The following is a 24,928-nucleotide window of genomic DNA, read 5'->3' on the forward strand; positions in this document are numbered from 1 at the left end:
TCAGCGGCCCGCGCGCAGTTCGGCGAGCATCCGCTCGGCGTCCGCGCGCTCCGGAAAGGCCGCGGGACCAGCGATGGCCGGCTCCAGCACACGCACGGCATCGTCCCGGGCGCCCGTCTCCCGCAGCGCGGCGGCGAGCCGGTACGACATCGCCCGGTCGGGCGCCCCCCGCGTGGCGGAGGCGGCGACGGCCTGCCGGAGCAGCGGCACCGCCTCCGCCGCGCGGCCACTCCGCAGACGGATCCAGCCCAGCGTGTCCGCCACTTCGGCCGTCGGCGAGAGGTAGTAGGCGAGTTCCGCCATCCCGGCAGCGCGGGCGAGGGACGCGGGGTCGCCGCGCTGCTGGACGAGCCAGGCGAGGTTGTTCAGAGCGCTGACATCCGCCGGGGAGCCGGCCAGGGCCTCGCCCAGGTGGCGCTCGGCCTCCGCGAGGCGCCCTGCGGCGAGTTCGAGTTGGGCGAGGGCCAGCAGGGCGGGCGCGCTCGTCGGCTCGCGCTCGAGCCAGGCGGAGAGGGCGGCGCTGGCTTCCCGGTTCCGCCCCGCCGCGTTCCAGGCGGTGGCCTGCCGGAGCGCGAGCGTGAGGGAGGCATCCCGGGCATAGGCGGCCGCGAAGGCGCGGGCCGCCTCCTCGAACCGGCGCGCATTCATCAGGACATCGCCGCGCAGCGTGGCGGAGCCCGGCCGGGTGCCCGGCCGGTCAGCCAGCCGGTCGGCGGTGGCCAGGGCGGCATCCACACCGTCCTTCCGGCCTGCCAGGACGACAAGCGTGCCCAGGAGCTCCGGGTCGTTCGGGCGCGCGCGCAGCCCTTCCTCGATCAGGGCTTCGGCGCCGCGCTGATCGCCGCGCTGCGCCAGGATCAGGGCGAGCTGCCGCCGCGGGGCGGCCAGGTCCGTCGCCTCGGCCAGGGCAAGGCGGCTGGCGTTCTCCGCCTCCGCCCATTGTCCTGCCGCCGCGCGCGCCTCCGCCAGGGCGAGCGGGATCGCCGGCCCGCGCCGCGCGGCGCGAAGCGGCGTCGTGTCGAGCACCGCGGCCGCCCTTGCGGCATCACCGCTGCGGAGCAGCGCGCCCGACAGGGCGAGAGCGAGGTTCTGGTCCGCCGGATGGGCCGCCTGGGCCGCCTCAAGCGTGGTGCGCGCGGAGGCCGCGCGCGGGCCGTCGCCGATCGCGGACAGGGCCAGCCGGCGGGTGGCCTCGGCATTTCCCGGATCACGGGCCAGCACCTCGCCCCACAGCCGGTCGGCCGTGGCGTGGTCGCCGCTCGCCGCGGCCAGGCGGGCGAGCCCCATCCGCGCCTGCACCGACTCCCCGTTAGCCGCCAGGATGGCCTGGAACGTCGCCTGGGCCCGGGGCACGTCGAGGCGAAGCGTGTGGATCATGCCCTCGAGCACGCGGGCCATCTCCCCGTTGCGGGCAGCGGGCTCCAGTTTCGCGAGCTCCGCCTCCGCGCCCGCGACATCGCCGAAGGAGAGCGCGTGGATCGCGAGGAGCTCGCGCGCGCCGGGCGTCCCGGGCGCGACCCGTGCGGCCTCCGCGGCCGCGGAGGCCATGCCGGTGGCGTCACCCACCATCAGCCGCACCGCCGCGAGGCGGGATAGGATGCCCGCATCATCGGGCGCGAGCGCCGCGGCCCGGTTCAGCGCCTCCAGGGCCTCGCGCGGTCGCCGGGCTGCGATGTGGGCGCGCCCGAGCAGGTCGAGGATCGGGGCGCTGGACACGCCGCGGCTCACCAGGCGCGTGAGCGTGCCCGCCGCCGCATCGGGACGGCCGCCCTCCATCTCCATGAGGGCGAGAAGCTGCCCGCCGCGGGCGTCGGTCGGGTTGCGGGCCACGTAGCGCCGCGCGGCATCCTCGGCCTGTGCCGCCTGGCCGAGCGCCCGCTTCGTCCGCGCCTGGAGGAGGAGGGCGCCCGGGATGTTCGTGGCGACAGACCCGAGGCGCTGCAGATCCTCATCCGCCTCCCGCCAGTTCCCCGCACGGCTGGCCAGCACGGCGCGCAGATAGACGGCCGCGGCGCTGCCGGGGGCGGTGCGAAGCGCCGCGTCCACGTCGGCGCGCGCCCCGGCATCGTCACCGAGCATCAGCAGCGCCTCGGCACGCCTCATCCGTGCGGGCACATGACCGGGGTTGGCCGCGATGACGCGCCCGGCGGTGTCGGCGGCGACCCGGACCTCGCCGCGCGCGAGCTGCAGGGCCGCCTTGCGGAGAAGTGCCTCGGCGGAATTCGGTTCGGCCTCGAGCGCACGGTCGAGGGCCGCCTCGGCCGCGGCCAGGTCGCCGGCGGCGAGCGCGACGATCGAGGCGGCCAGATGGGCATCGGCCGCCTCCGGCGACCGGCGCACGGCGTCGAGCGCGGAGCGCCGCGCATCGTCCCGCTGCCCGAGCGCGAGCTGGGCCATGGATCTCGCAGCCAGGATCCGGGCTGCGACAGGCGCCGCCGCATCCGCCGCCGGTTCCGGGAAGTCGCGCAGGAGCTCGTTGTGGCGGCCGCGCGCCAGATAGGTCCTGAGCAGCAGGCTCGTCCCGGCGACGGGATCGAAGCCGGCCTCCAGGGCCGTGCGGATCTCGCGCTCGGCGGCGTCGGCCTCCCCGACGTCCAGGCTCGCCTGCGCCAGCGCGGCGCGCAGCGGGGCCGAGGAGGGCTCGGCCCGGACGGCGTTGCGCAGCTCGATCTGCGCCGTGCGCAGCTCGCCGCGCGCCTGGGCCGCGCGCGCCCGCTCCAGGGTCGCGCTGGCCGGCGCCGCGGACAGCAACAGGGCGCCGAGGGTGAGCGGCACCACAAGGCGGCGGGGCGACGCCATGCGCGTTCTCCTCATGAGGGCGGCGGGGACCCGGGGACGCTGTCCGCCTCGGCCCGCTGGACGGACAGGCTGTGCGTCTCGAGCAGGCCGTAGAGGGTGGGCCGGCTGATCCCGAGCAGCCGGGCGGCCGCCGAGAGGCTGCCGTTCGTGCGGGCCAGCGCCCGTTCCACCACCGAGCGCTCCACCCGCAGCCGCGCCGCGCGCAGGTCGAGGCTCGGCTCCGGCTGGGCCGGCGGCTCGGCCAACTCCAGATCGGCGGCGCTGATATGAGGACCATTGGTCATCAGGGCCGCCCGCCGGACGCGGTTCTCCAACTCCCGGACGTTCCCGGGCCAGCGGTGCGCCGCCAGGGCCGCGAGGGCCGAAGGATCGAAGCCCTTGAGCCGCTTGTTGAAGGCCCAGCCGTGCCGGGCCAGGAACCAGCGGGCGAGGAGCGCGACATCCTCCCCGCGCTCGCGCAGCGGCGGGATGCGGACGGTGACCGCGTTCAGCCGGTAGAGCAGGTCCCCGCGGAACTGGCCCGACGCGGCCTGGTCCTCCAGCGGCTGGTTCGTCGCGGACACGATCCGCGCGTCCACGCGGATCGGCGTGCGGCCGCCGACCCGCTCGATCACGCCGTCCTGCAGGAAGCGGAGGAGCTTCGCCTGCAGGGTGGGCGGCATCTCCCCGATCTCGTCGAGGAACAGCGTGCCGCCATGGGCGGTCTCGAACTTGCCCTGGACCTGCCGCACGGCACCGGTGAAGGCGCCCCGCTCGTGGCCGAACAGCTCTCCCTCCATCAGGGATTCGGGGACGGCCGCGCAATTGATGGCCACGAAGGGCTTGCCGGCGCGCGGCCCGAGTTCGTGCAATGCGCGGGCGAGCGCTTCCTTGCCGGTACCGCTCTCGCCGAGGAGCAGCACGGGAATGGAGACAGGCCCCAGGCGCTCGATCGTGGCGCAGACCTTCAGCATGCCCTCGTCCGAGGTGATGATCCCCTGGATTGGAGAGGGGCGCGCCGTCACGGCGAGGCGATGATTCTGCTCTTCCAGGTCGTGCAGGCGGAGCGCGCGGTCGAGGACCGTCCGCAGGACGGCCATGTCGAGCGGCTTCTCGTGGAAGTCGGTGGCGCCGAGCGCGATCGCCCGGAGCGCGTTCGCCCGCTGCCCCTGGCCGCTCGCGACTACCACGGGCGTCTGCGGCCAGTCCCGCCGGATGGCCTCGAGCGTCGCGAAACCCTCGCTCACCCCCTCCGCGTCCGGCGGAAGGCCGAGATCGAGCAGGATGATGGAGGGCTGTTCCCGCGCGATCATCGCGCAGGCCGTCGCGCGATCCGCCGCGAGCAGCACCCGGTACTCCGGGAACGACCAACGGTACTGCGCCGCAAGCCCGGCGTCGTCCTCGATCACGAGGAGCTTGGGACGGCTCATGCTCCTACCTTCTCCGGCTGGGCCGCGGCGCTGGCGGCAGGCGCGGGATCGGCCGCCGTGGTCGGGGGAAGCGTTATCCTCATCGTCGTGCCCACGCCTGGTCGGCTGATGACCGTGAGGTCGCCGCCTGCGGCGCGCAGCAGCTCGCGCGCTTGCCAGGCGCCGATGCCGTTCCCGCCCTTCTTCGTCGTGCTGAGCGGACGGAACAGCATCTCCCGCACGAAGCGGTCGGTCATGCCGATGCCTCGGTCCGCGATGTCGAGCATGGGTCGCCCATCCTTCTTCCACAGGCGCAGAGTCACCGGCTCATCGGGGCCCGACGCTTCCACCGCATTGTCGAGGAGGTGGGTGACCGCGGAGTCGAAGGCGTCGCCCGATATCGCCACGGCCGACACCCTATCGTCCTCGATCACCTGCACCGGGTGGGACCGGCGTGCGGCGAGCGCCCGCAGGACGGGCCGGGGATCGATGACGGCCGGGGAAGGGGCGGAGGCCGGCGCCGCGGCGGGAGCGTCTCCCTCCTCCTCGGCCGGAAGGCGCGCGATCAGGCTCCTCATCCGCGTGACGGCCGCTCCCGCCGTCAGCAGCATGTCTTGCTGGAATTCCCGGTCATGGATGTTGCTCTCGGCGTTCGCGAGAAGCATTCCGAGCTGGTAGGACACGGTCTTCAGGTCGTGCGCGACGAAGGCGAAGCGTTGCGCGTACTCGGCCAGCTTCCGCCCGTCCGCCAGCTGCTCCGCGGCGCGCCGCTCGGCCAGGAACATCGCGACCTCCCGGCCGAGGATGCGGAGGAGGTCGAGAACCTCGTCGTCCAGCGGGAAGGGAGCGCGGGGCGGAGCCAGCAGCACGACCCCGAGGAGGCCCTGGCGATGGTGGAGGAGGGGGACGGCGAGCCAGACCGGGCCGTAGGTCGCCTCCAGCTCCGCCGCGCCCGCTTCGGCAGCGCCAGGACGGAACACGGCGACGCGGTCGCCGTCCGGCCCCAGGGAAGCGAGGAGGAAGGAGCCGGCGAGCGCCGGGACCGGAAGGGCCGGACGGTTCCACGACCCAGCCGGGTCGAGGCACGGTGTCGTCGCCGCACCGGACTCGTCACGCCGGAGAAGGAGCACGCCCGCGGGCGAATCGACAGCGTCCGCGACCGCTCTGATCGCCCGGATCGAGGCGTCGCCATCCGGGGCCGACAGGGCCGCGACGCAGCGCAGCCATTCCCGGCGATAGTCGTGCCGGGCGGCGAAGAAATGGTCCACGACGGCGCGACGCAGCCGCGACCGCAGGGACGCCGTGCTCGCCGCGACGACAAGGCCCAGGACGGCGACCGCCATCAGCCCGGCCTGGGCGGCCTCGCCCCAGGCGAGACCCGATTGCCGCAACCCTTCTCCCAGCACGCCGACGCCGAGCAGGAAGGCCCCGGCAACCATGAGAGTGGCGCTGTGGAACACCACCTCGCGCGAGACCGGGGGTTCTGCCTGCCAGCGCCGGTTCCGCGCGGCCGCCACGACCAGCAGCCCCATCGTGATCGAGGTGATCACCGCCCGGGCATCCAGCAGCACGCCCGAGAAGGCGCCTGACAGGGCAGCGTGCGAGTAGAGGAGAAGATCGAAGGCGGCGAAGCCGCCGAGGGCGATGCAGAGCAGGTTGACGTGCCACCGCGCCGTCTCGTCCGCGTTGCGCCAGACGTTCTCGACCAGCAGGAGGGTCGCGAGCGCGAGGCCGATCTGCAGGATGGGCAGCAGAGGACCGACGGCCGGAAGCGTCACCGCCGTGGCCAGGAGCGGCAGGAGCGCACCGAGGAGGAGGAGACCGGCCAGGCCGGCCGCGAGGGCGACGCGCCAAGTCAGGCGCGACGCCGTCCGGAGACCACCCAGGCGGCGGCACAGCGCGAGCAGGAGAAGGATGTAGGAGCCGGTCCGCAGCACCTCTAGCGCGCCGGCCAGCCCGTCCAGCGGGGCGTCGCTTCCGAGCGCCACGGCCGCGGCCCAGAGCGCCGTGATCCCGCACGCCAGGGCCAGCGGGGCGGCGGCCCGTCCGACCCGCAGGACCAGCGCGGTCCAGACGAGGCATGCCGCTGCGCAGGCGGCATGGGGCAGGACGGATGCCGTCGCGCTCATGCGCCGGGCTCCGCGCGGCGGCCCGGGCCGGGGGCGGTCAACGGGAGCCCTCCTGGAAGAGCACCACGCGCACCGTCGCGATGAGGATCAGCAAGTCGAGGAACAGGGAGCGCTGCTTCACGTAGTAGAGGTCGTAGGTGAGCTTCTCGCGCGCATCCTCGACCGAGGCGCCGTAGGGGTAGTTCACCTGGGCCCACCCGGTGATCCCTGGCTTCACCACGGCACGGTCGGAATAGTGCGGGATCAGCGCTTCCAGCTGTTCGACGAAGGCCGGGCGTTCCGGGCGTGGTCCGACGAAGGCCATGTCCCCCCGAAGGACATTCAGTACCTGGGGGATCTCGTCGATCCGGAAGAGCCGGAGGATGCGGCCGACGCGGGTGACGCGCGAATCGCCCCTGACCGCCCAGCGCGGCGCGCCGGCCGCCTCGGCGTCCTGCACCATGCTGCGGAGCTTGAAGAGCAAGAAGCGGCGGCCGCCCTGACCAACGCGCTCCTGGCGGTAGAAGATCGGCCCGGGACTGTCGAGCTTGAGGGCGATGATCGCGAGAAGGAGGAGGGGCAACGTCACCGCGAGCAGCAGGAGGCTGGCAAGGATGTCGAAGCCGCGGCGCAGCGCCCGCTCGGTCGGGTGCTCCTGCAGGCCGCGGCTCGCGGAGACCCACCCGTCAGGCAGTCCGGCGAGGTCCAGGCGTCCGAGGCGTCGCTCCCAGAATTCACTCGCATGCAGCACGTGGATCCCGTCGGCCGACATCTGACGGAGCGCTGCGGGGGGGATCTGCTCCGGTCGCTCGGCGACCACGGCCCAGGGCCGGGGATGTCCGTTGCGCCCGGGACAGCCGGCATCCGTTGCAAGGTCCGACGGCTGCGTCGGCACGATCTCGAAGGACGGATCGTCGCGGGGCCAGCGGCGCAGACCACCTTCGGCCCGCTCGTCCTGCACCACGATCAGGCGCCGGCGGAAGAGTCCGAAGCGCGCGGCCAGCATCAGGCTGATGCGGGTGACGACCAGAGACAGGGCGAAGACGGGCAGGATACGCTGCACGCCGAGCCAGACGCTTCCGTTGGAATCATACAGGGCGGACGGCGCCAGCAATTCAGCGAGGACGGCAAGAAATAGTAAGGCAATGACGGCGCCAGTGAAGATCCGGCCCACACGGAGCCAAGTCGTCGGGCGGTAAAGGCCGCTGACGCTTCCGGCCAGGCCGAAACTGAGAGTGAGTAAAGCCGCCACCAGTGCCGGATTGGTTTGGTCGCGCGTGCCTGCAGATGCGCCCGTGCCGGAGAGAACGGCATAGGAGGCAACGAAGCAAATAAGACCTTCGAGCAAGTAAAGAACGAGAATTTCCGAGCGGATGCTGTGTCCGAAGACTTTGGTCATGGCACAACTCCAACAGCACCCTGTGGGACCGTGCCGGGGGGAGGCAGGGCTTCCGCAGGATGTCGCTTCGCCGAGGAGAGCGTATCCAACCTGTCAAGTCCACGGATAGAATGGGCAAAATAGTCATCAACTCTTGACATCATTTGATGCTGACGTTGCGTGGCTTAACAGCGATGTAGGAACATCTTACAGTATGGACGGATATTCCACTTAAGGTTGTAGCTAAGATTGGGTTGTATGGCGCTGATCCTGACACACGTTGTAGGAGAAATTAACAATAGTTATACTTAAGTGCGATGATTACATACTCGATCGAAGCCGTTCTTCTATTGTCAGGATATCTTTCATTCCTGTAGAGTCCCGTTGTAAAGCGACCGTGCAGCGAATCCCTCCGAAGGAGTTGGACAGCATGTCGATCGGGACAGATCTTCGCCCTCTTCGCCAAGCGTCCTGCGCTTTGATCCGAGGACCGCGCAGGTTCGCGGCCCACAAGAGTACGGCCATCCTGATCGGCGTTGCACTGGCTCTTTCCGGCGCGGCCTGTGCGCCGGTGCCGCCGCCCGAGCTGGCGCGGGCCGATGGCCCAGCGTCCACGGGATACGTGATCGGGCCCGGCGATACGCTCGGCGTCTTCGTCTATCGCTCGCCCGAGCTGAGCGTGGAGCTTCCGGTTCGTCCCGACGGTCGCATTTCCATTCCCCTGGTGCCGGACATCGAGGCGGCCGGGCGGACGCCGACGCAGCTCGCCGACGTCATTCAGGAGCGGCTGCGGCAATATGTCCGGGAGCCGAACGTGACCGTGATGGTCAAGTCCTTCGTCGGTCCCTCATCCCGCATGGTCCGCGTGATCGGTGAGGCGGCGCAACCGCTCGCGCTTCCCTATCGCGACGGCATGACGCTGCTGGACGTTCTCATCGGGGCGCGCGGCCTGACGCGCTACGCGGCGGGCAATCGGGCAGAGATCGTGCGCCGGGACGCGGACGGGGCGCCTCCGCGCATCATCCCGGTGCGGCTCTCCGCGCTGCTCCGGGATGGCGACGTGCGACAAGACATCCCGATGCGCCCGGGAGACACGCTGGTCATCCCGCAGAGCTGGTTCTGAACCGTGCAGCCGATCCTCGGTCTCCGCCGCACCCTGTCGGTCGGCTGGAGGCATCGCTGGAAGGCGATTCTCCTTGCTTGGGTGATCTGTCTGGGCGGCTGGGCCGGCGTTCACGCCATCCCCGACCAGTATCAGGCGAGCGCGCGCATCTATGCCGACGCCGACGCCATCCTCGGCCAGACGCTTCGCGGCATCGCGGTGGACGGGGCGACCACGAGCCAGGTGGACACGCTGCAGCGCACCTTGCTCAGCCGACCGAACCTCGAGCGCCTCATCGCCCGCACCGATCTCTCGATGCGCATCTCGAAGCTGGCCGACCGGGAAGCGCTGATCCTGTCGCTGGCGCGCGACATCCGCCTCACGCCGCAATCGCGCAATCTCTTCCGGATCGAGTACCGGGACCCGGATCCCCGCGTGGCCCGGTCCGTCGTCCAGGCGACGCTCGATCTCTTCGTCGAGCGGGCGGCCTCCAACGACCGCCAGCAGATGGAGAACGCCCGCGGCTTCGTCCAGCAGCAGATCGCGACCTACGAGGTGCAGCTGCGCGAGGCGGAGCGCCGGCGCGCGGAGTTCCGTGCACGTTATCTCGATCTCCTGCCGAATGAGCTGCTCGGGGGCAATTCGCGCTACGAGGCGGCGCGCAGCCGCCTCGCGACGCTCCGTGGCGAGGCAGAGGACGCGCAGGCGCGGCGCAACCTCATCCGCCAGCAATTAGAAGCCATTCCGGCCACCCTGCCGCCCGAGCCGGTGCGCGCCAGTGGCGGTGGCGGCGGGCGGGTCGCCGAGATGGAGCGCCAGCTGCGGGACCTCCAACTCCGGTACACGGATCGCCATCCCGAGGTGATCGCCGGACGCGCCGCCCTGGCGCAGCTGCGGGCCACGGGCGGTGGCGGCGGCGACGGCGAAGCCCGTGCCAGCCCCTCTACGCCTCGTGGCCCGCGGCCCAACCCCGCCCGCGAACAGGTGCAGGTCCGTCTGCTCGACGCCGAATCGGCCGTCGCGTCGCTCGAGCGGCAAGTGCGCGACGCCAGCGAGGAGGTGGAGCGGCTCGAGGCGCTCGCGCGCGGTGCGCCCCAGCTCCAGGCGGAGTTCACGAACCTCGACCGCGACTATACCGTGCTGCGCCGCAGCTACGAGGAGCTGCTTGCCCGCCGCGAATCGCTGCAGATTGCCGGGGCCGCCCGCGCGGGCGCGGATCAGATCCGGATCGAGGTGATCGAGCCGCCGAACCTGCCCACCGTCCCCGTCAGTCCTCAGCGCATGCTGCTCTCGGCCGGCGTCATGGTGGCGGGCGTGGGCGCGGGCATCTTCCTCGCCCTCGTGCTCGCGATGTTCGACCGGAGCTTCTTCAGCATCACCGAGCTCCGGCAGCTTGGCCTGCCGGTTCTCGGGGCGCTGTCCGGCCCGCAACTGCGGCCACGCCTGGCGGTCACCCTGGCCTTCGTCGGGGCTCTGGGCCTGCTGGTCGCCACCTTCGGTGTCGTGCTCGCCGAAGGCCCGACACTGGCCGCACGCATTCCTGCCCTCCTGTCGAAAGTCCTCGCATGACGGCGACCTCCAAAGGCCGGAGCCATCTGGTCGAGCGGGCCGCGGCCGCACTCGGCGCGGCCGAAGGGCACAACTACCATCACGCACCCCCGATGCCGCCGGCGCCGCCCCGACCACCCGTGCCGCCGTCGCAGCCGGGACCGGAGCGACCGCCGATCGCGGCCGCGCTTCTCCTGCAGGCCGGCATGGTGCCGGTCGACGCCTCCCGGAGCCGCCTGATCGAGGAGATCGCGGTCATCCAGGATCAGGTCCTGCGGAACATCAAGGGAATGCCCGTCTCGATCGGACGGAACCCTCGGCTGGTCCTCGTCACCAGCGCGCTTCCTGGCGAGGGAAAGACCTTCAGCGCGCTGAACATCGCCGCGGGCATCGCCTCGGCGAGTGGGCGGCCGGCGATGCTGGTGGACGTGGACGGCAAGCCGGGAGGCCTCACCGACACCCTCGGATGCAATCAGCAGCCCGGGCTGCGGACGCTGACGGTCGAGCCCGAACGGGCGTCCACGCCGATCGCCCTGCCGACGGAGCGGCCCGGCCTGTCGTTCCTTCCTTACGGCGTCGCGGCGCCCGACGCGCCGGTGGTGCCGTCCGGCGCGGCCATCTCCACCGCGGTGCTGCGCCTGGCGGCGGCATGGCCTGACCAGATCCTCGTCCTCGATACCCCGCCCTGCCTGTCCACCAGCGAGGCGAGCGTGCTCGCCCCCATCGTCGGGCAGGTCGTGATGGTCGTGCAGGCCGAGCGTGTGCAGCGGGACGAGGTGGAGGCGGCGCTCGACATGATTTCGGGCTGCCCCTCGCTTCAGCTCCTCCTCAACCGGACGCAGATGAGGACGAGCGACAGCTTCGGCGCATCGGACTACGGAACCTACCGATCCCTCGAAGCGGCCGCCTAGATGAGGATCGCTCTCCCGGCCGCGACCCTCCTCCTGCTCCTCGCGGCCGAGCCCGCGCGCGCGCAGTCGGAGACGGAAGCCGGGGCCGCGGAACCCGTCGCCGCTCCTGCGACCCGCGCCACAACCGCGGCGGACGTGGCACTCGCGCGCGGCGTGCCGGGCGGGGTGCCCGCCGTGCCGGGGGAGATGCCGAGCCCGCTGGGCGGGTTCTTCGGTGTGCCCTTCGGCTCCCCCCTGGCACAGGGTAGCCTGGAGCCCGGGCGGACCGTGGCGTTGGAAGGCGGTATCTCCGGCCAGATCTTCGCGACCGACAACATCTTCCCCGGTCGGGCCGAGCGGCGGAGCGAGGTGGTCGGCTCCATCACGCCGGATCTGTTCCTCACCCTCGACACCGCCCGGCTGCAGGGGCGGATCGTCTATGTCCCGACCCTCCAGCTCTATGCGTCCGATCGGGACCAGGACCGGTTGGATCACCGCCTCAACGCGTCGCTCCTCGCCACCCTTCTCGGGAACTCCCTCTTCCTCGACATCCGCGGCAGCGCGGGCGTGCAGCGGATCGGCGGCGGCTCGACGGACGAGGATTCGGCCAGCCTGCCGCGCCGGGACCGGGCGCAGACCGCGTCCTTCTCCGCGACACCGTACTACATGCACCGCTTCGGCGGCCTCGCGACTGGGATCGTCGGCTACACGCTGCAGTACAGCCGGGAGGACGGGAGCTCACGATCCCTGACGCCGGGCGGGCAACCCTTTTTCACGCCGCAGGAATTCGTCTCCAACACCGCCTTCGGCGCGCTGCGGACCGGAGAGGACTTCGGGCGGCTGGCCTTCGAGGTGCGGGGGAGCGGCACGACCTATTCAGGCGATGGCGTACTGGACGGCGCCCACCGCGCCATCGGCGAGTTCGAGGCCCGCTACGCCATCACGCGCGGCGTGGCCGTGCTGGCATCCGTCGGGTACGAGAGCCAATCCTACGCGGGCGTGCCGCCGATCCGGATCAGCGAGGCCGTCTGGGGCTTCGGCGTGCGCCTGGACCCCAGCCCGGACACGATGGTCATCGCCCGCTACCAGCACCGGGACGGCTTCAATTCCCCCTCGGTCCTCGCGCGCATCGCGCTGGGGGCCCGCACGGTCCTGTTCGCGAGCTATTCCGACGAGCTGACGACGACGGTGCGGCGGGCCGCGGACCTGCTGACGACCACCACGGTCGATGATCTGGGCAATGCCACCGACTCGCGCACGGGATCGCCGACGCAGGCGAGCGGTGGATCGCTGCTCGCGCTGCAGAATGCGCTCGTGCGGATCAAGCGCGCCTCGATCGCGCTCAGCCAGGTCTGGGATCGCGACACGATCACCCTGTCGCTGACGCGGGAGGAGCGTGTCCCGGTCTCGGTGGCCCGAGGCACGGTCGCCTTCCAGCAGGAGAGCGAGTCGATCGGCCTCAGCTGGAGCCGCTCGATCTCACCGGTGACGACTTTCATCGCCTCGGCCCAGTTCGGACGGTTCGAATCCTCCACCCTCCGCACCAGGGGCGATTCCTACTCCGCGCGGCTCACCCTGGCGCACCAGCTCACCGAGCGTCTCACCGCCTCGGTCCAGTACCAGATCAGCAACCGGTTCACCGACCTCGCGGACCGGGACAGCGCCCCCTTCGGCCGTGGGGACCGCCTGCAGAACGCGGTGATCCTCACGCTGCGTCAGAGCTTCTAGCGGCACCAACCGGGCGCTCCGCGCTCCCAGGGACGTCGGACATGCACATCAACCACTACGGCTTCCGGGAACACCCCTTCCTGATGACGCCGGATGCGCGCCTGTTCTACGCGAGCGAGGGGCATTCCCGGGCCTACGCGCACCTCACCTACGGGCTGGCGCAGCGGGAGGGGTTCGTCGTCATCACCGGGGAGGTCGGCGCCGGCAAGACGACGCTGATCGAGCGGCTCTGCGGCGAGCTGGACCCCGCGGCCTTCGCGATCGCGCGGGTCGCCACGACGCAGGTGCAGGGTGACGACCTGCTCCGCCTCGTCGCGGATTCCTTTGGCGTCCCCTCGGACGGCACGAAGGCCGCGATCCTGCGCGGGATCTCGGAGATGCTGCGCGCCGCCGCGGCGTCCGGCGGGCGCCGCCACCTGCTCATCGTGGACGAGGCGCAGGCCCTTCCGCCCGAGGCGCTGGAAGAGCTGCGGATGCTGTCCAACGTGACGGCCGGGCCGGTCGCGCCGCTGCAGACGATGCTGATCGGCCAACCGCAGCTTCGCCGCATCATGGCCAGCCCGGACCTCGACCAGCTCCGGCAACGCGTGCTCGCCTCCTATCACCTCGACGGCCTGTCCCGCGAGGAGACGCGCGCCTATGTCGAGCACCGCCTCCGCGCGGTGGGCTGGGAGGGGCAGCCGGCCTGGGAGCCGGCGGCCTACGACCTCGTCCACCGCCACTCCGACGGCATCCCGCGCCGGATCAACCGCCTCTGCTCCCGCGTGCTGTTGAGCGGCGCGCTGGAGGAGGCGACGGTGCTCACCGGTCCGATGGTGGAATCCATCGCGCAGGAGCTGGATGACGATCTCGGCGCGGGCATCGGGGCAGAGCCGGAGCCGCTCCGCGGCGGACGTCGGCGCGGCGGCTCCTCGGCGGTGGAACGGATGCTCGACGACGTGGCGGAGCGCCTCGATGCGCTCGAGGCCATCACGCACCGGCGGGAGCGCGTGTTCAACCGGCTGATGGACCTCTTCGCGGACATGGGAGGGCACCGCCGGTGAGCGCGCCCGCGGCCGCGGGACCGCCATGCAACGCCATGTCCGTAGATGTGGAGGACTGGTTCCAGGTGCAGGCCTTCGCCCAGGCGATCCGGCGGGAGGACTGGGACAGCCTCGCCTCCCGCGTGGAGGAGAACACGAACCGGGTGCTGGATGCCTTCGCCGCCGCCGGGGTCCGCGCCACCTTCTTCTGCCTGGGCTGGGTGGCTGAGCGCCAGCCGGTGCTGATCCGGCGCATCGTCGCGGCCGGCCACGAGCTGGCGAGCCACGGCTACGGCCACGAGCAGGTGGACGCGATCGGCGAGGCCGCCTTCCGAGCCGACATCCGGCGCGCCCGCCGCGTGCTGGAGGATGCCGGCGGCGTGGCGGTCACGGGCTACCGTGCGCCGACCTTCTCCATCGGTCCCCGCACCCCATGGGCCCATGCGGTGCTGGCAGAGGAGGGGCATCGCTACTCCTCCTCCGTCTTTCCGGTGCGGCACGACCTCTACGGCGCGCCGGACGCGCCGCGTGGCCCGCACCGGCCGCGGCCCGACGGGGTGGTGGAACTGCCGATGACGACGGTGCGGGCCGGCGGCGACCGACGGGGCCGCAATCTTCCCTGCGCGGGCGGCGGTTGGTTCCGGCTGATGCCCTATCCGCTCTTCCGGTTCGGGCTGCGGCGGGTGAACCGGACGGAGGGCCGTGCTGGCATCTTCTACTTCCACCCCTGGGAGGTGGATCCAGGCCAGCCGCGCGTCGCCGCCGGCCGGCTGTCCCGCTTCCGGCACTACACCGGCCTCTCGCGCATGGAGGGCCGCCTCGAACGCCTGCTCAGGGACTTCTCCTGGGGGCGGATGGACGAGGTCTTCGCGGACGCGATCCGCGGGCAGAAGGCCATGGAGACCTTATCGTGACCGTTCGAATCCGCCCACTGGACGATGCCGCGGCGCCGGCCTGGGACCGCTTCGTCCGGGCGATGCCGGACGCAACCTTCTGCCACCTTTCCGGCTGGGCCGGCGTGATCGGCCGCGCCTTCGGCCACCCCACCCACTACGCCTTCGCCGAGCAGGATGGCGCGGTGGTCGGCGTGCTGCCGCTCGTGCATATGCGGACGCGGCTCTTCGGCAACACGCTCTCCTCCACACCTTTCTGCGTCTATGGCGGCCCGGTGGCCGCGATGCCGGAGGCCGCATCCGCCCTGGAGAATCACGCGCTGGACCTGCAGCGTCGCCTCGGCGCGCCCGCGCTGGAGTTCCGCCGCCGCGGCACGCCCGATGCCGGATGGCAGGTGCGGCCGCCGCTCTACTACACCTTCCGCAAGACCATCTCGATCACCGGGGACGACGCGAAGGACCAGGCGGCGAACATCCCGCGCAAGCAGCGGGCGGAGGTGCGCAAGGCCGCGCGGACGAACCTCACCGCCGTCACGAACCTGGATGTGGATGGGCTGTACCCCCTTTACGCCGAGAGCGTGCGGAACCTCGGCTCCCCCACCTTCCCCCGCCGCTACTTCCGGCTGCTCGCGGCCGCCTTTCCCGGCGCCTGCGATGTCACGACGGTGCGGCACGGGGACCAGCCGGTGGCCGCGGTCCTGAGCTTCCACTTCCGCGAGGAGGTGCTGCCCTACTACGCCGGCAGCGTGCCCCTCGCGCGGAAGCTCTCGGCCAACGAGTTCATGTACTGGGAGGTGATGCGGCGCGCGGCCCGGGAGCGCGGCGCCACGGTCTTTGACTTCGGCCGCAGCAAGGCCGACACGGGCGCCTTCGACTACAAAAAGAACTGGGGCTTCGTGCCGGAGGAGTTGCCCTACTGCTACCGCCTGGCGCCCGGCGCCGCGGTGCCGGACAACAACCCGAACAACCCCCGATTCCGTCTGGCCATCGCCGCCTGGAAGCGCCTTCCCCTGCCGGTGGCCAATCTCCTCGGGCCGCCGCTGGTGCGCGGGCTGGGCTGACGCGCATGGACTTGCCGCATCCCGTCGCCCCGTCGCGCCGGCGCCTCCTCTTCCTCGCGCACCGCATCCCCTACCCTCCGGAGAAGGGGGAGAAGATCCGGGCGTGGCACATGCTCGATCATCTCGCGAACCACTGGGAGGTGGATCTCGGCTGCCTCGTGGATGACCGGGCGGACCTCGACCACCTGCCGGTCCTCCGCTCGCGCTGCGCCGCCGTCGAGTGGCGGATGACGGGGTCGCGCGCCCAGGCGGCCGTGCGCTCCCTCCTGCAGTTCCGGCCGGGGCGGCCGCTCAGCCTCGGCTGGTTCCACGACGCCTCCCTCGCGGCCTGGGTGCGGGACGGCGTCGCGGCGGGGCGCTGGGACGCGGCCCTCGCCTATTCCTCCTCCATGGCGCCCTATCTCCTCGAGGCGCGCGGGCTGCGGCGCGTGCTGGACATGGTGGACGTGGATTCGGAGAAGTGGCGCGCCTATGCCGCGGGCGGCCGCAGCCCCATGCGCCCGGTCTGGGCGCGGGAGGCGCGGACGCTCCTCGCCTTCGAGCGCCGGGCGGCGCGCGAGTTCGACCGGACCCTCTTCGTCTCGGCCGAGGAGGCGGGGCGCTTCGCCGAGATCGCGCCGGATCTCGCGGACCGGCTCGACCACGTGGACAACGGCGTCGACACCGCCCGCTTCGATCCGGCCATCCGCCATCCGAACCCCTTCGCCGGCGGCCCGCCCGCCCTCGTCTTCACGGGCACGATGGACTACCGCCCGAACGTGGAGGCGGTGCGGTGGTTCGCGGAGGCCGTGATGCCGCTGCTGGCGGCCCGCATCGCGGCGCCGGCCTTCCACATCGTGGGCGCCAATCCTGTTCCTTCGGTGCGGGCGCTGGCGGATCGGCCGGGGGTGCACGTCACCGGCCCGGTGCCGGATGTGCGGCCCTACATCGCCCATGCGGCGGTTTCCGTTGCGCCGTTGCGGATCGCCCGTGGCATCCAGAACAAGGTGCTGGAGGCGATGGCCATGGCGCGCCCCGTGGTCGCCAGCCCGGAAGCCTTCGAGGGTGTGCGGGCCGTGCCCGGCCGCGACCTGCTGGTGGCGCGGGGCGCCACGGAGACGGCGGCGCGGATCGCCGACGTGCTCGACGGCGCGCATCCCGCGCTCGGAGCCGCAGGTCGGCGGGCGATGACCGAGGGCCATGACTGGTCGGCGACGCTGCGGCGGCTGGACCCGATCCTCTCCGCCGATTCGGCTCCGCTCGCCGGACACAGGGCCCGGAGCGCGGCGATGGAACCTCTCTGACCATGCCCGACCAGACCGTCCTGACGCCGGCGCCGGTCTGGCGAAGCCCGGCCTCCTCCGGCGCCGCGCTCCATCGGCAGGCCTGGGGGAGGGCGGCCGCGGCGCTCGCCCTGGGAGTCGTGGCGCTCGGCATCCTGTTCCACGCCGAGGTCTCCGCGGCGCTACGGATCTGGATGAGCTCGACGGCCTACAGTCACGGGCCGCTGGTGCTGCCGATCGCGATCTGGCTTGCCTGGGTTCGGCGTGCCCGGCTCTCGGTGATCCTCCCGGCGCCCTCCCCGTGGCTCGCGCTCGCGGTCCTGCCCACCGGCCTTGCCTGGCTGGCGGCGGAGCGGATGGGGATCATGGAGGGCCGCCAGTTCGCCGCGCTCGGCGCCTTCTACGCCCTGGTGCTGGCGGTCCTGGGCTGGCGCGCCTGCCGCGCGATGGCGGCGCCGCTCGCCTACCTCGTCTTCCTCGTTCCCTTCGGTGCCTTCGCCGTGCCCGCGCTGCAATCCGTGACGGCGCGGATGATCGGGTTCGGCCTCTCCCTCACGAGCATCCCGCACTACGTGGACGACCTCGTCATCGAGATCCCGGCAGGCACCTTCTATGTCGCCGAGGCCTGCGCCGGGCTTCGCTTCCTCATCGCGGCCCTCGCCTTCGGCGCGCTCTACGCGCTGGTCATGTTCCGCTCCCCCTGGCGGCGGCTGGCGGTGATGGCGCTGGCGGTCGCGGTGCCCGTCCTCGCGAACGGCGTGCGGACCTTCGGGCTCGTGGTGCTGGCGCATCTCCAGGGCAGCGCCGCCTCGATCGAGGCCGACCATGTTCTCTACGGCTGGGTGTTCTTCACCTTCGTCCTGCTGCTGCTCATCCTCGCCGGCCTGCCCTTCCGGCAGGACGGGGCCATCCCGGTCCCCGCCGCCCCGCCGCCCGGCCGAGCAGCGCCCTGGGCCGGCCGCCTGGCTCTCGCGCTGCTCTGCGCCGTGGGGCTCGCCTCGGCCGGGCCACTCCTCGCCGCGACGCTGGACCGGGCCGTCGCGCCCGCCATCGCCCACCCCGCCCGGCTCGCCGCGCCGTCGGGCTGCACGGCCGCGCCGGACGGAACGCTCCGGTGCCAGGACATGGTGGTCTCGGCGCGGCTCCTCGTCTTCCCGGCCCGTGTGAATTGGAGCGCGGTGGCCACTGAGCGGCGGCGCGTGACCGGGGCCGCCGACGATGAGGTCGTGACCTTCGACGTGCGGACATCGGGCGTCACCTGGGGAGCCCGACAGGCGCCGGGCGGGAACCAGGTGCTGGCCGCCGCCGCCTGGCTGGATGGGCGGCCCGCGGCGGACGGGATCCGGACCCGGGCCACGCAGGCCTGGCGCGGGCTCGTCGGTGGGGCAGGGCGACCGGTGCTGGCCGTGGTGGAACTGCGGTCTGATCGGCCCGGACAGTCCGGCGGGGAACGGGCACTGCTCCGGACCGTGCTCGAGGCGCAGGGAGGGGGCGTGGCGGCCCAGGCCGCCTCGCGCTCCTCCGGCCCGGGACAGGCGGATCCGGACGCGGCCGCGCCTGCGGCACCCTGAACCCGGCGATGGAGGAGAGGCGGGCCATGGCGGCGCGGTCCTCCGCGCCGCCATGGCCGCCCGGCGGCACCGGCCCCCCCGGACCGCGCCGTCAACTCCAGAGAAAGTCGGTCGCCGACAGCATCGAGAGGGAGACGCCGGTCAGCGTCACCGCCACCTCCGCCGTCCCGTCCCCGTTCGTGTCCACCTGGAGCTGGTCCGTCGAGTCCACGAAGCGCGCTTCCGAGCGGCCCGCACCCGTGAACGCGCTGTCGCCGCGAAAGACGAAGCTGCCCCTCAGTTGACCCTGGAAGACCAGGAGGTCGCTCACCCCGTCGAAGTCGGCGATCCGGTCGGGAGTGGCCGCGGGCGAGGCACCGGCGGGGAAGAGGAACCGGTCCGCCCCGCTGCCACCGATCAACACGTCGGAACCCTCTCCGCCGATCAGCGTGTCGGCGCCGGCACCGCCCTCCACGCGCGACCCGACCGCGCCGGTGATGGCAATGCGGTCGTTGCCGTCTCCGCCGACAACTTCCTCCACGTTGGTGGCCGTCACGCTGCTCGCGCCATTGCTGAGGACGAGCTTGTCCCAACTGCCGCCGAGATCGACCACGCCGTTCGCCACCGCCGTGGAGAGCGTCACCACGTCGGAGGCGCTGCCGCCGATCACCGTCTCGGTGTTCGCCACGGTCAGCAGGTTCGGGCCGGCGGAGGACAGCATGAGGCGGTCGGCGCTGGTGCTGAGGTCCACGAGGATGCCGGAGGCGGCGCTCCCGAGAGTCACCTCGTCCACGGCGTTGCCGCCGATGATCGTCTCGGTGTTGGAGACCGTCACCTGGTTGGGCGCGGTGGCGTAGAGAACGAGGCGGTCCGCTCCGCCTCCGAGATCCACGCTCGTCCCCACGGCAGCGGTCCCGAGCCGGACCTCGTCCGCCGCCGCGCCGCCGATCACCGTTTCCGTGTTCAGGACCGTCATGCGGTTCGGGCCGTAGGCGGAGAGGGCGAGCCGGTCCGCGCCGCCGCCAAGATCGACCTGGATGTCCAGCGCGGCACGGCCGAGCGTGACGTTGTCGCCCGCCGAGCCACCGAGGATCGTCTCGACGCCGGAGACGGTCAGGCGGTTCGCGCCGCTGGAGGAGAGCATCAGCTGGTCCATGCCGCCCGCCAGATCCACCCGGATGCCCGTGACGGCACGGCCGAGGGTCACCGTGTCCCCCATGGCACCCCCCGTCAGCGTCTCGACACAGGAGACCAGGAGCCGGTTCGGTCCGGCTGAGGATAGGGTGAGCCGATCGGAGCCGCCGCCGAGGTTCACGACGGCATAAGATGTGGGAAGGCCGAAGATCACCTCGTCCGCCGCGGCGCCGCCCAGGATCGTCTCGACGTTTGAGACCGTGACCCGGTTGGGGCCGGCCGACGAGAGGGTCAGGCAATCCGCCCCAGCCCCGAGATTCACCGACATGTCGAGCGCGGGGGCGCCGAGCGTCACCTGATCGGCGGATGTTCCACCGACGAGCGTCTCGACGTTGAGGACCGTGGCGATGCTCCCCGCGTTGGAGAGGACGAGGCGATCCAGCCCATCGCCCAGATCCAGGCGCAGCCCTGCGCCGCCGGTCATGAGCGTAACGTCATCCGCGGCAGCGGCGCCCTGCATTGTCTCGACGCCGATGGCGGTCAGGCGGTTCGGCCCTTCCGAGGAGAGCACGAGGCTGTCCACTCCATCGCCCAGGTTGGCGACGAGGCCCGAGACGGCGCTGGTCAACACCAACTCGTCGTCCCCCACGCCAAGCGTCACCATGCCGCCGCTCGCCACGCCGTCGAAGGTGACGCTGTCCGCCCCATCCGCCCCGAGGACCGTCTCGACCCCGGTCGCCCGCAGGACGTTGTGGCCGGAAGCCAGGATGATCCGGTCGAGGCCCGCGCCAAGATTGAAGGACGCGCCGGTGATCGCGGAGAGAAGCGTCAGGTCATCGCCCCCGTTGCCGCCGATCACCGTCTCCACATTCGCGACCGTCAGCCGGTTCGTGCTCGTAGGCGAGAGGGCCAGCCGGTCGAGGCCGCCGCCGAGGTCCACGAGCGTACCGGAGGCATAGGTCGCCAGCGTCACGTCGTCCGCGGCGGCCCCACCGAGGATCGTCTCCGTGTTGAGGACCGTCAGCACGTTCGGCGCGGCATCGGACAGGACGATCCGGTCGGCGCCGCCGCTAAGGTCCACGACAGCGCCGGACGGCATCAGGCCGAACGTGAGAATATCGCCTCCGTTGCCGCCGATCACCGTCTCGGCGTTGGCGACGGTCAGGGTGTTGGCGCCCGACGAGGAGAGCACGAGCCGGTCCACGCCGGCTCCCAGGTCCACCGTGATCCCGTTCGCCACCGTGCAGAGCGTGACATCGTCCGCTGCCGTGCCGCCCAGGATGGTCTCCGTGTTCGATACGGCGATCTTGTTCGCTCCGGCGGAGGACAGGGCCAGCCGGTCCTCGCCGACGCCGAGATCAATGGTGACCCCCGTAGAGGCCACCTTCAGGGTGACGTCGTCCGCCGCCTCGCCGCCCCGGATGGTTTCCACGTTGGACACCGTCACGCGGTTCGGGCCGGCCGAGGACAGGATGAGCTGGTCGGCGCCGCCGCGCAGGTTCACGGTCACGCCGCCCCTGGCGTCCAGCGTGATCACATCCGCCCCGGAGCCACCGGTCAGCGACTCGGTTCGGGTGACCGTGCCCCTGTTGCCGCCATCGGCCAGGATCAGGCTGTCGCGGCCCGCCCCGAGATCCGCGACAAGGGTCTGGGTCGCGCTGACGAGCACCTTCGATTCGCTGAGATCCGTGCCCAGGACGGTGCCGCCATAGATGCCGGGCAGGGTCACCGCGTACTGGGGCGCGCGGGCGTACACGTCGGGCGTCGTTCCCGGCGGGCTCTCCTCGGCCAGCGCCCGGTAGGCCTCAGCGGCGGCCAGCGAGCCGGTCAGGTGGTAGATCCCCGCGAGCGTGGCCATCGCGAGCCGCGGATACTCGCCCGAACTGTGGTCCCAGGTGGTATCGCCGTTGGACCAGCCGCGCGCGACCGTCTCGGCCCCGATCTTCGCCCAGGTCGTGTAGGGGGCGCTCGTCGCGGTGTCGCGGATGGCGATGATGTAGGCCGCGCCGTCCCGCATCTCGAAGCCGCGATCCTCGGCGAAGAAGCGGCCGACGAGGAAGTTGGACTGCCAGGCGAGGAAGATCAGCGCATCCGCGTTCCCGCGGCTGGCGGCCGCGATCGTGGTGGAGGCGAAGTAGTCCTGCTGCCAGGGCGAGAGGTCCCCGAGCGAGCCGGCAACGCCTGGGACCCAGCCATAGGCCTCCCCCTGCATCGCGGTCCAGGCCGGAATCTGGGAGACCAGCCACTTCCAGTTCGCGTCCGCCACGGACGTGAAATACGCTTTCTCGGCGCTGCCGTCGGGGGCCGCCCACGCGGCGTTCTCGATTTCCCGCAACGCCCAGGCGGCGCCACGCACCTGGCTCTCCCGGACCAGGATGTCGTCGCCATCCCCGCGCACCGCGGGCCAGGTCGTCACGACGTTGAAGGCGGCCTGGGCGCTCAGGTTGTCGAGGATCCAGCGCTCCCCCGTCAGGATGTACGGGACGAAGGAGAGCTCGGGCTGGTGCGCCCGATCCGGACCCCAGCCGGTATCCGTGGGCACCTGCTGCGTCAGGCCGGTCGAGTCGCTGCTGCCCGGCGATCCGGTGCCGCCGCGGGAGTCGGTCCAGAGGTCGGGATAGTTGTCGGTGCTGAGCCAGGTCCCGTTCGCAGCGTCCCAGAAGTTCCAGGGCACCGCGCCCGCCGCTTCCGCCTGCCCGAGCGCGTAGCTGGCGGCGCGCGGGTCCCCGCTCATCAGCCAGGCGGTGTTGGCGGCGGTCGTCATGCCGAGGTCCTCGCGCCCCCCGGTCCGCGGCATGTCCTGCGTGACGCCGTTCGCCGCGAGCGGGTCACCCCAGCCCGCCGCCGTCTGCGCCGCGGCCCAGGACTCCAGCAGCGTCTCGCTCACGCCGACCGTCAGATCGTACTTCGCGACGGCGCCGGTGCTCTCGAGATACGCCACGTCGTGGCGGATGTTCAGCCAGCCCGCATCGGGGCTTCCGAGGCCCTGGCCGCCGTCATGGTCGTTCGAGGAGAAGCCGCGGTGCCAGTTCTGGTACTGGCCCTGGCTCACCGTCTCGCGCGCGACCTCGGCGCCGTCCAGGTGGGCGACCATGCTGTAGGAGACCTGCCCGCCGGTGGCCGCCATCGCGCCATCGTTGTTGAAGCTCGCCTCCACGGCGAAGCCGCCGCCCTTGTAGGCCGTCACGTCGAAGACGAGGCGCTGCGATCCTTCGAGCGTCACCTCCACCCGCGCCTGCGCCGCGAGAGGACCGGACTGCCACACGGATGCCTCTCCGTGGGCCAGCGCGTTCCGCAGGGCGTCCAGCACGTCCACATGCCGCACCACGCCGCTGTCATTCGTCAGGTCCACGGTGAAGCGATGCCCGCCCAGGGCCGTCGCGAGGTCGAGCGCGGGGGCGGCCGGAGGGGCGGCCGCCTGCAGCAGCGTGACGTCGAGCGTCGCACCGGCCGCAATCTCCGGCCGCTCCAGCGTGAGGACGACCATCTTCGCGGAGCCATCGGGATAGGTCGTCTTCACGTCCACCTGCACGGGGACCGTGACGCCGCCGATCTGCGCGACCAGGGCGGCTCCGGCCGGCAAATCGCCCGCGGCGAAGACTTGCCCAAAGGTGGTGACACCTCCCACAAGAATACCGGAGCCAGCGTTCTGGAGAGATAGAGTATTAATCAGAAAATCGGCGGAAGAGATCGTGGAATCAATCGTCGTCATGTTCTTCTTATGTCCTTGAACTCTCTCCCATTCCGATATCGATCAGAAAGGAGGCCGTTTTGCACGGCAGATCGCCCCGCTCCGAACCTGGCTTCTTGGGATCGGCTACTTCACGGAGTCGTTAACCAGCGGCGGCCGAAGCGCAAGCGGCCGAGCGCACGGAATCGTGATATTCTCAACCTTCAGTCAATTCTCGCGTGGCAACATGGCCGGACGCCGAATTTCCGGCTCGAACATCGCGCCTGTTATCGCCGCGTGACGTCGTTCCCGAATGAAGACAGACGGTCTCGTGCGGTGTGCCAAATTGAGAGAGCCCGACCAGCGAGTCCCCGCCGGGACACGAACTCGGCCCAGAGAAGCGGCGCCGCCTCCGTGGCGAGGCTGCGCTTGTAGCGCTGGTCCCCGGCCATCAAGTCGTAGACGCGATGGCCGGCCGCAGCAGCCTCGCGGATCGCGAGCACGTGGCTGGTCATGCCTGGCTTGGCATGCGGATCGGGCACGGCGCGGTTCATTCCGGCCTGATAAGCATGAACTACCGCACCGAGCCGTAGGTTGTAAAGAAACCCGACAGGAAAATCCCCCGCGCTGACCCGCAACAGGTCGAGCTCACCGCGCTGGACGGCGCGCGCGACAAGCGCGTGATGGAAGCGCCGGGAGAAGGGCGTGGCGAAGGCGCCCGCCTGCCCGCGCGCCTGCCAGTCCGCGTCGTGCAGTGCCATCAGCCCTTCCAGCCATGTCCCGGCCTGTTCGACCGTCGCGGCCCGCGCAAGCGTCAGCGGGCCCTGCGCCGCGTAGGCCCGGATGGAGCGGCGGATCTGCTGCCGCGTGTTCGCGCTCATCATGCGGAGGGGATCACCGCCGGCGCGCCGCACCGCCGCCAGATCGACATAGGGCGCCGCGCGTTCCTGGAGTCGCAGCGCGACGCCATCCACGGCCCGGACGAGATCCGGCGTGACGCCGGAGAGCAGCAGCCGCTGCGTGCCGCGGAGGCTCCAGGACGCCCGGAGCAGGGCGGTGGCCGCCGCCGGAACGTCCCGCGCCACCAAGGGGCCGTTGTGCTCGACGAAGGGGGCGTCGAGGACGCGGTCGCCGCTCTCGCCGAGGAGCAGGCGGCCCCGTCGCCGATTGAACAGCGCCAGCCCGACGGTGCGGTCGCCCTGCCTGGCGTGCAGGAGAACCGGGTCAGGGAAGCGCTCCGCGGCCAGGCAGCCGACCCATGTCCAGGAGCGGAAGAATCCGGGTTCCGCCTCCGCCTCGAGGCTGCGCCAGCGGCGGCCGAGCGCGTCGAAGTCCTCGACCCGCTCCGCCTCCACGCGCAGGAGCGTGTCAGGTCGGGACATCGCGCCGCGTTCG

Annotated in this window: 15 protein-coding genes; 9 read left to right on the top strand and 6 right to left on the bottom strand. The window is 71.7% G+C overall.

Annotated features, from left to right (window positions below):
• The 4 genes from prsT to ACP6CK_RS22145 are packed head-to-tail and all read right to left on the bottom strand — an operon-like array spanning window position 1 to window position 7,694.
• Entirely contained in the window at window positions 1–2,799 is a 2,799-nt protein-coding gene (gene prsT, locus ACP6CK_RS22130) for an XrtA/PEP-CTERM system TPR-repeat protein PrsT (protein WP_426955480.1), read from the bottom strand.
• 11 nt (window positions 2,800–2,810) lie between these two features.
• On the bottom strand, window positions 2,811–4,208 hold the full coding sequence (prsR, locus tag ACP6CK_RS22135) for a PEP-CTERM-box response regulator transcription factor (protein ID WP_426955481.1): 1,398 nt from the start codon (window positions 4,206–4,208) through the stop codon (window positions 2,811–2,813).
• On the bottom strand, window positions 4,205–6,316 hold the full coding sequence (prsK, locus tag ACP6CK_RS22140; RefSeq protein ID WP_426955482.1) for an XrtA/PEP-CTERM system histidine kinase PrsK: 2,112 nt from the start codon (window positions 6,314–6,316) through the stop codon (window positions 4,205–4,207). Before prsK ends, prsR begins: the two co-directional genes overlap by 4 nt.
• 37 nt (window positions 6,317–6,353) lie before the next feature.
• Window positions 6,354–7,694 carry an exopolysaccharide biosynthesis polyprenyl glycosylphosphotransferase gene (locus tag ACP6CK_RS22145; protein ID WP_426955483.1) on the bottom strand — a complete coding sequence of 447 codons (1,341 nt, stop codon included), beginning with the start codon at window positions 7,692–7,694 and terminating at the stop codon, window positions 6,354–6,356.
• 550 nt (window positions 7,695–8,244) lie between these two features.
• Here ACP6CK_RS22145 and ACP6CK_RS22150 point away from each other — a divergent pair.
• The 9 genes from ACP6CK_RS22150 to xrtA are packed head-to-tail and all read left to right on the top strand — an operon-like array spanning window position 8,245 to window position 18,750.
• Window positions 8,245–8,796, top strand: a complete 552-nt coding sequence (locus ACP6CK_RS22150) for an XrtA/PEP-CTERM system exopolysaccharide export protein (protein ID WP_426955484.1) — start codon at window positions 8,245–8,247, stop codon at window positions 8,794–8,796.
• Window positions 8,797–8,799: 3 nt separating this feature from the next.
• Window positions 8,800–10,344, top strand: coding sequence for an XrtA system polysaccharide chain length determinant (locus tag ACP6CK_RS22155; RefSeq protein WP_426955485.1), 1,545 nt, complete (start codon window positions 8,800–8,802; stop codon window positions 10,342–10,344).
• Window positions 10,341–11,234 (top strand): CpsD/CapB family tyrosine-protein kinase, encoded by an 894-nt coding sequence (locus ACP6CK_RS22160; RefSeq protein ID WP_426955486.1) that lies wholly within the window; start codon window positions 10,341–10,343, stop codon window positions 11,232–11,234. The genes ACP6CK_RS22155 and ACP6CK_RS22160 overlap by 4 nt, the downstream gene beginning before the upstream one ends.
• Window positions 11,235–12,941, top strand: coding sequence for a TIGR03016 family PEP-CTERM system-associated outer membrane protein (locus ACP6CK_RS22165; protein WP_426955487.1), 1,707 nt, complete (start codon window positions 11,235–11,237; stop codon window positions 12,939–12,941).
• Between the two features lie 41 nt (window positions 12,942–12,982).
• Window positions 12,983–13,984, top strand: coding sequence for an AAA family ATPase (locus tag ACP6CK_RS22170; RefSeq protein ID WP_426955488.1), 1,002 nt, complete (start codon window positions 12,983–12,985; stop codon window positions 13,982–13,984).
• The gene (locus tag ACP6CK_RS22175) at window positions 13,981–14,877 is read left to right on the top strand and encodes an XrtA system polysaccharide deacetylase (protein ID WP_426955489.1); all 897 of its coding nucleotides are present in this window, start codon (window positions 13,981–13,983) and stop codon (window positions 14,875–14,877) included. The genes ACP6CK_RS22170 and ACP6CK_RS22175 overlap by 4 nt, the downstream gene beginning before the upstream one ends.
• Window positions 14,874–15,917: a FemAB family XrtA/PEP-CTERM system-associated protein gene (locus ACP6CK_RS22180; RefSeq protein WP_426955490.1), complete on the top strand. Its 1,044-nt coding sequence runs from the start codon at window positions 14,874–14,876 to the stop codon at window positions 15,915–15,917. Before ACP6CK_RS22175 ends, ACP6CK_RS22180 begins: the two co-directional genes overlap by 4 nt.
• Window positions 15,918–15,922: 5 nt before the next feature.
• A complete protein-coding gene (locus ACP6CK_RS22185) occupies window positions 15,923–17,200 on the top strand; it encodes a TIGR03087 family PEP-CTERM/XrtA system glycosyltransferase (protein ID WP_426955491.1) in 1,278 nt (425 codons plus the stop codon).
• Window positions 17,201–17,202: 2 nt separating this feature from the next.
• Window positions 17,203–18,750, top strand: coding sequence for an exosortase A (gene xrtA, locus ACP6CK_RS22190; RefSeq protein WP_426955492.1), 1,548 nt, complete (start codon window positions 17,203–17,205; stop codon window positions 18,748–18,750).
• A gap of 91 nt (window positions 18,751–18,841) precedes the next feature.
• On the opposite strand, the gene ACP6CK_RS22195 is transcribed toward xrtA, so the two are convergent.
• Together ACP6CK_RS22195 and ACP6CK_RS22200 are read right to left on the bottom strand one after the other, a co-directional pair.
• On the bottom strand, window positions 18,842–23,446 hold the full coding sequence (locus tag ACP6CK_RS22195) for a beta strand repeat-containing protein (protein WP_426955493.1): 4,605 nt from the start codon (window positions 23,444–23,446) through the stop codon (window positions 18,842–18,844).
• A gap of 374 nt (window positions 23,447–23,820) precedes the next feature.
• On the bottom strand, window positions 23,821–24,915 hold the full coding sequence (locus ACP6CK_RS22200; RefSeq protein WP_426955494.1) for a GNAT family N-acetyltransferase: 1,095 nt from the start codon (window positions 24,913–24,915) through the stop codon (window positions 23,821–23,823).
• Between the last annotated feature and the right edge of the window lie 13 nt (window positions 24,916–24,928).

Origin of the sequence: Muricoccus radiodurans (genome assembly GCF_050154705.1) — a bacterium.
Classification (GTDB): Bacteria; Pseudomonadota; Alphaproteobacteria; order Acetobacterales; family Acetobacteraceae; genus Roseomonas; species Roseomonas radiodurans.

Coding starts and splice junctions, on each gene's coding strand:
- ACP6CK_RS22200 (WP_426955494.1), bottom strand. CDS start 24,915: ATGTCCCGACCTGACACGCTCCTGCGCGTGGAGGCGGAGCGGGTCGAG.
- ACP6CK_RS22165 (WP_426955487.1), top strand. CDS start 11,235: ATGAGGATCGCTCTCCCGGCCGCGACCCTCCTCCTGCTCCTCGCGGCC.
- ACP6CK_RS22170 (WP_426955488.1), top strand. CDS start 12,983: ATGCACATCAACCACTACGGCTTCCGGGAACACCCCTTCCTGATGACG.
- prsR (WP_426955481.1), bottom strand. CDS start 4,208: ATGAGCCGTCCCAAGCTCCTCGTGATCGAGGACGACGCCGGGCTTGCG.
- ACP6CK_RS22160 (WP_426955486.1), top strand. CDS start 10,341: ATGACGGCGACCTCCAAAGGCCGGAGCCATCTGGTCGAGCGGGCCGCG.
- xrtA (WP_426955492.1), top strand. CDS start 17,203: ATGCCCGACCAGACCGTCCTGACGCCGGCGCCGGTCTGGCGAAGCCCG.
- ACP6CK_RS22145 (WP_426955483.1), bottom strand. CDS start 7,694: ATGACCAAAGTCTTCGGACACAGCATCCGCTCGGAAATTCTCGTTCTT.
- prsT (WP_426955480.1), bottom strand. CDS start 2,799: ATGGCGTCGCCCCGCCGCCTTGTGGTGCCGCTCACCCTCGGCGCCCTG.
- ACP6CK_RS22185 (WP_426955491.1), top strand. CDS start 15,923: ATGGACTTGCCGCATCCCGTCGCCCCGTCGCGCCGGCGCCTCCTCTTC.
- prsK (WP_426955482.1), bottom strand. CDS start 6,316: ATGAGCGCGACGGCATCCGTCCTGCCCCATGCCGCCTGCGCAGCGGCA.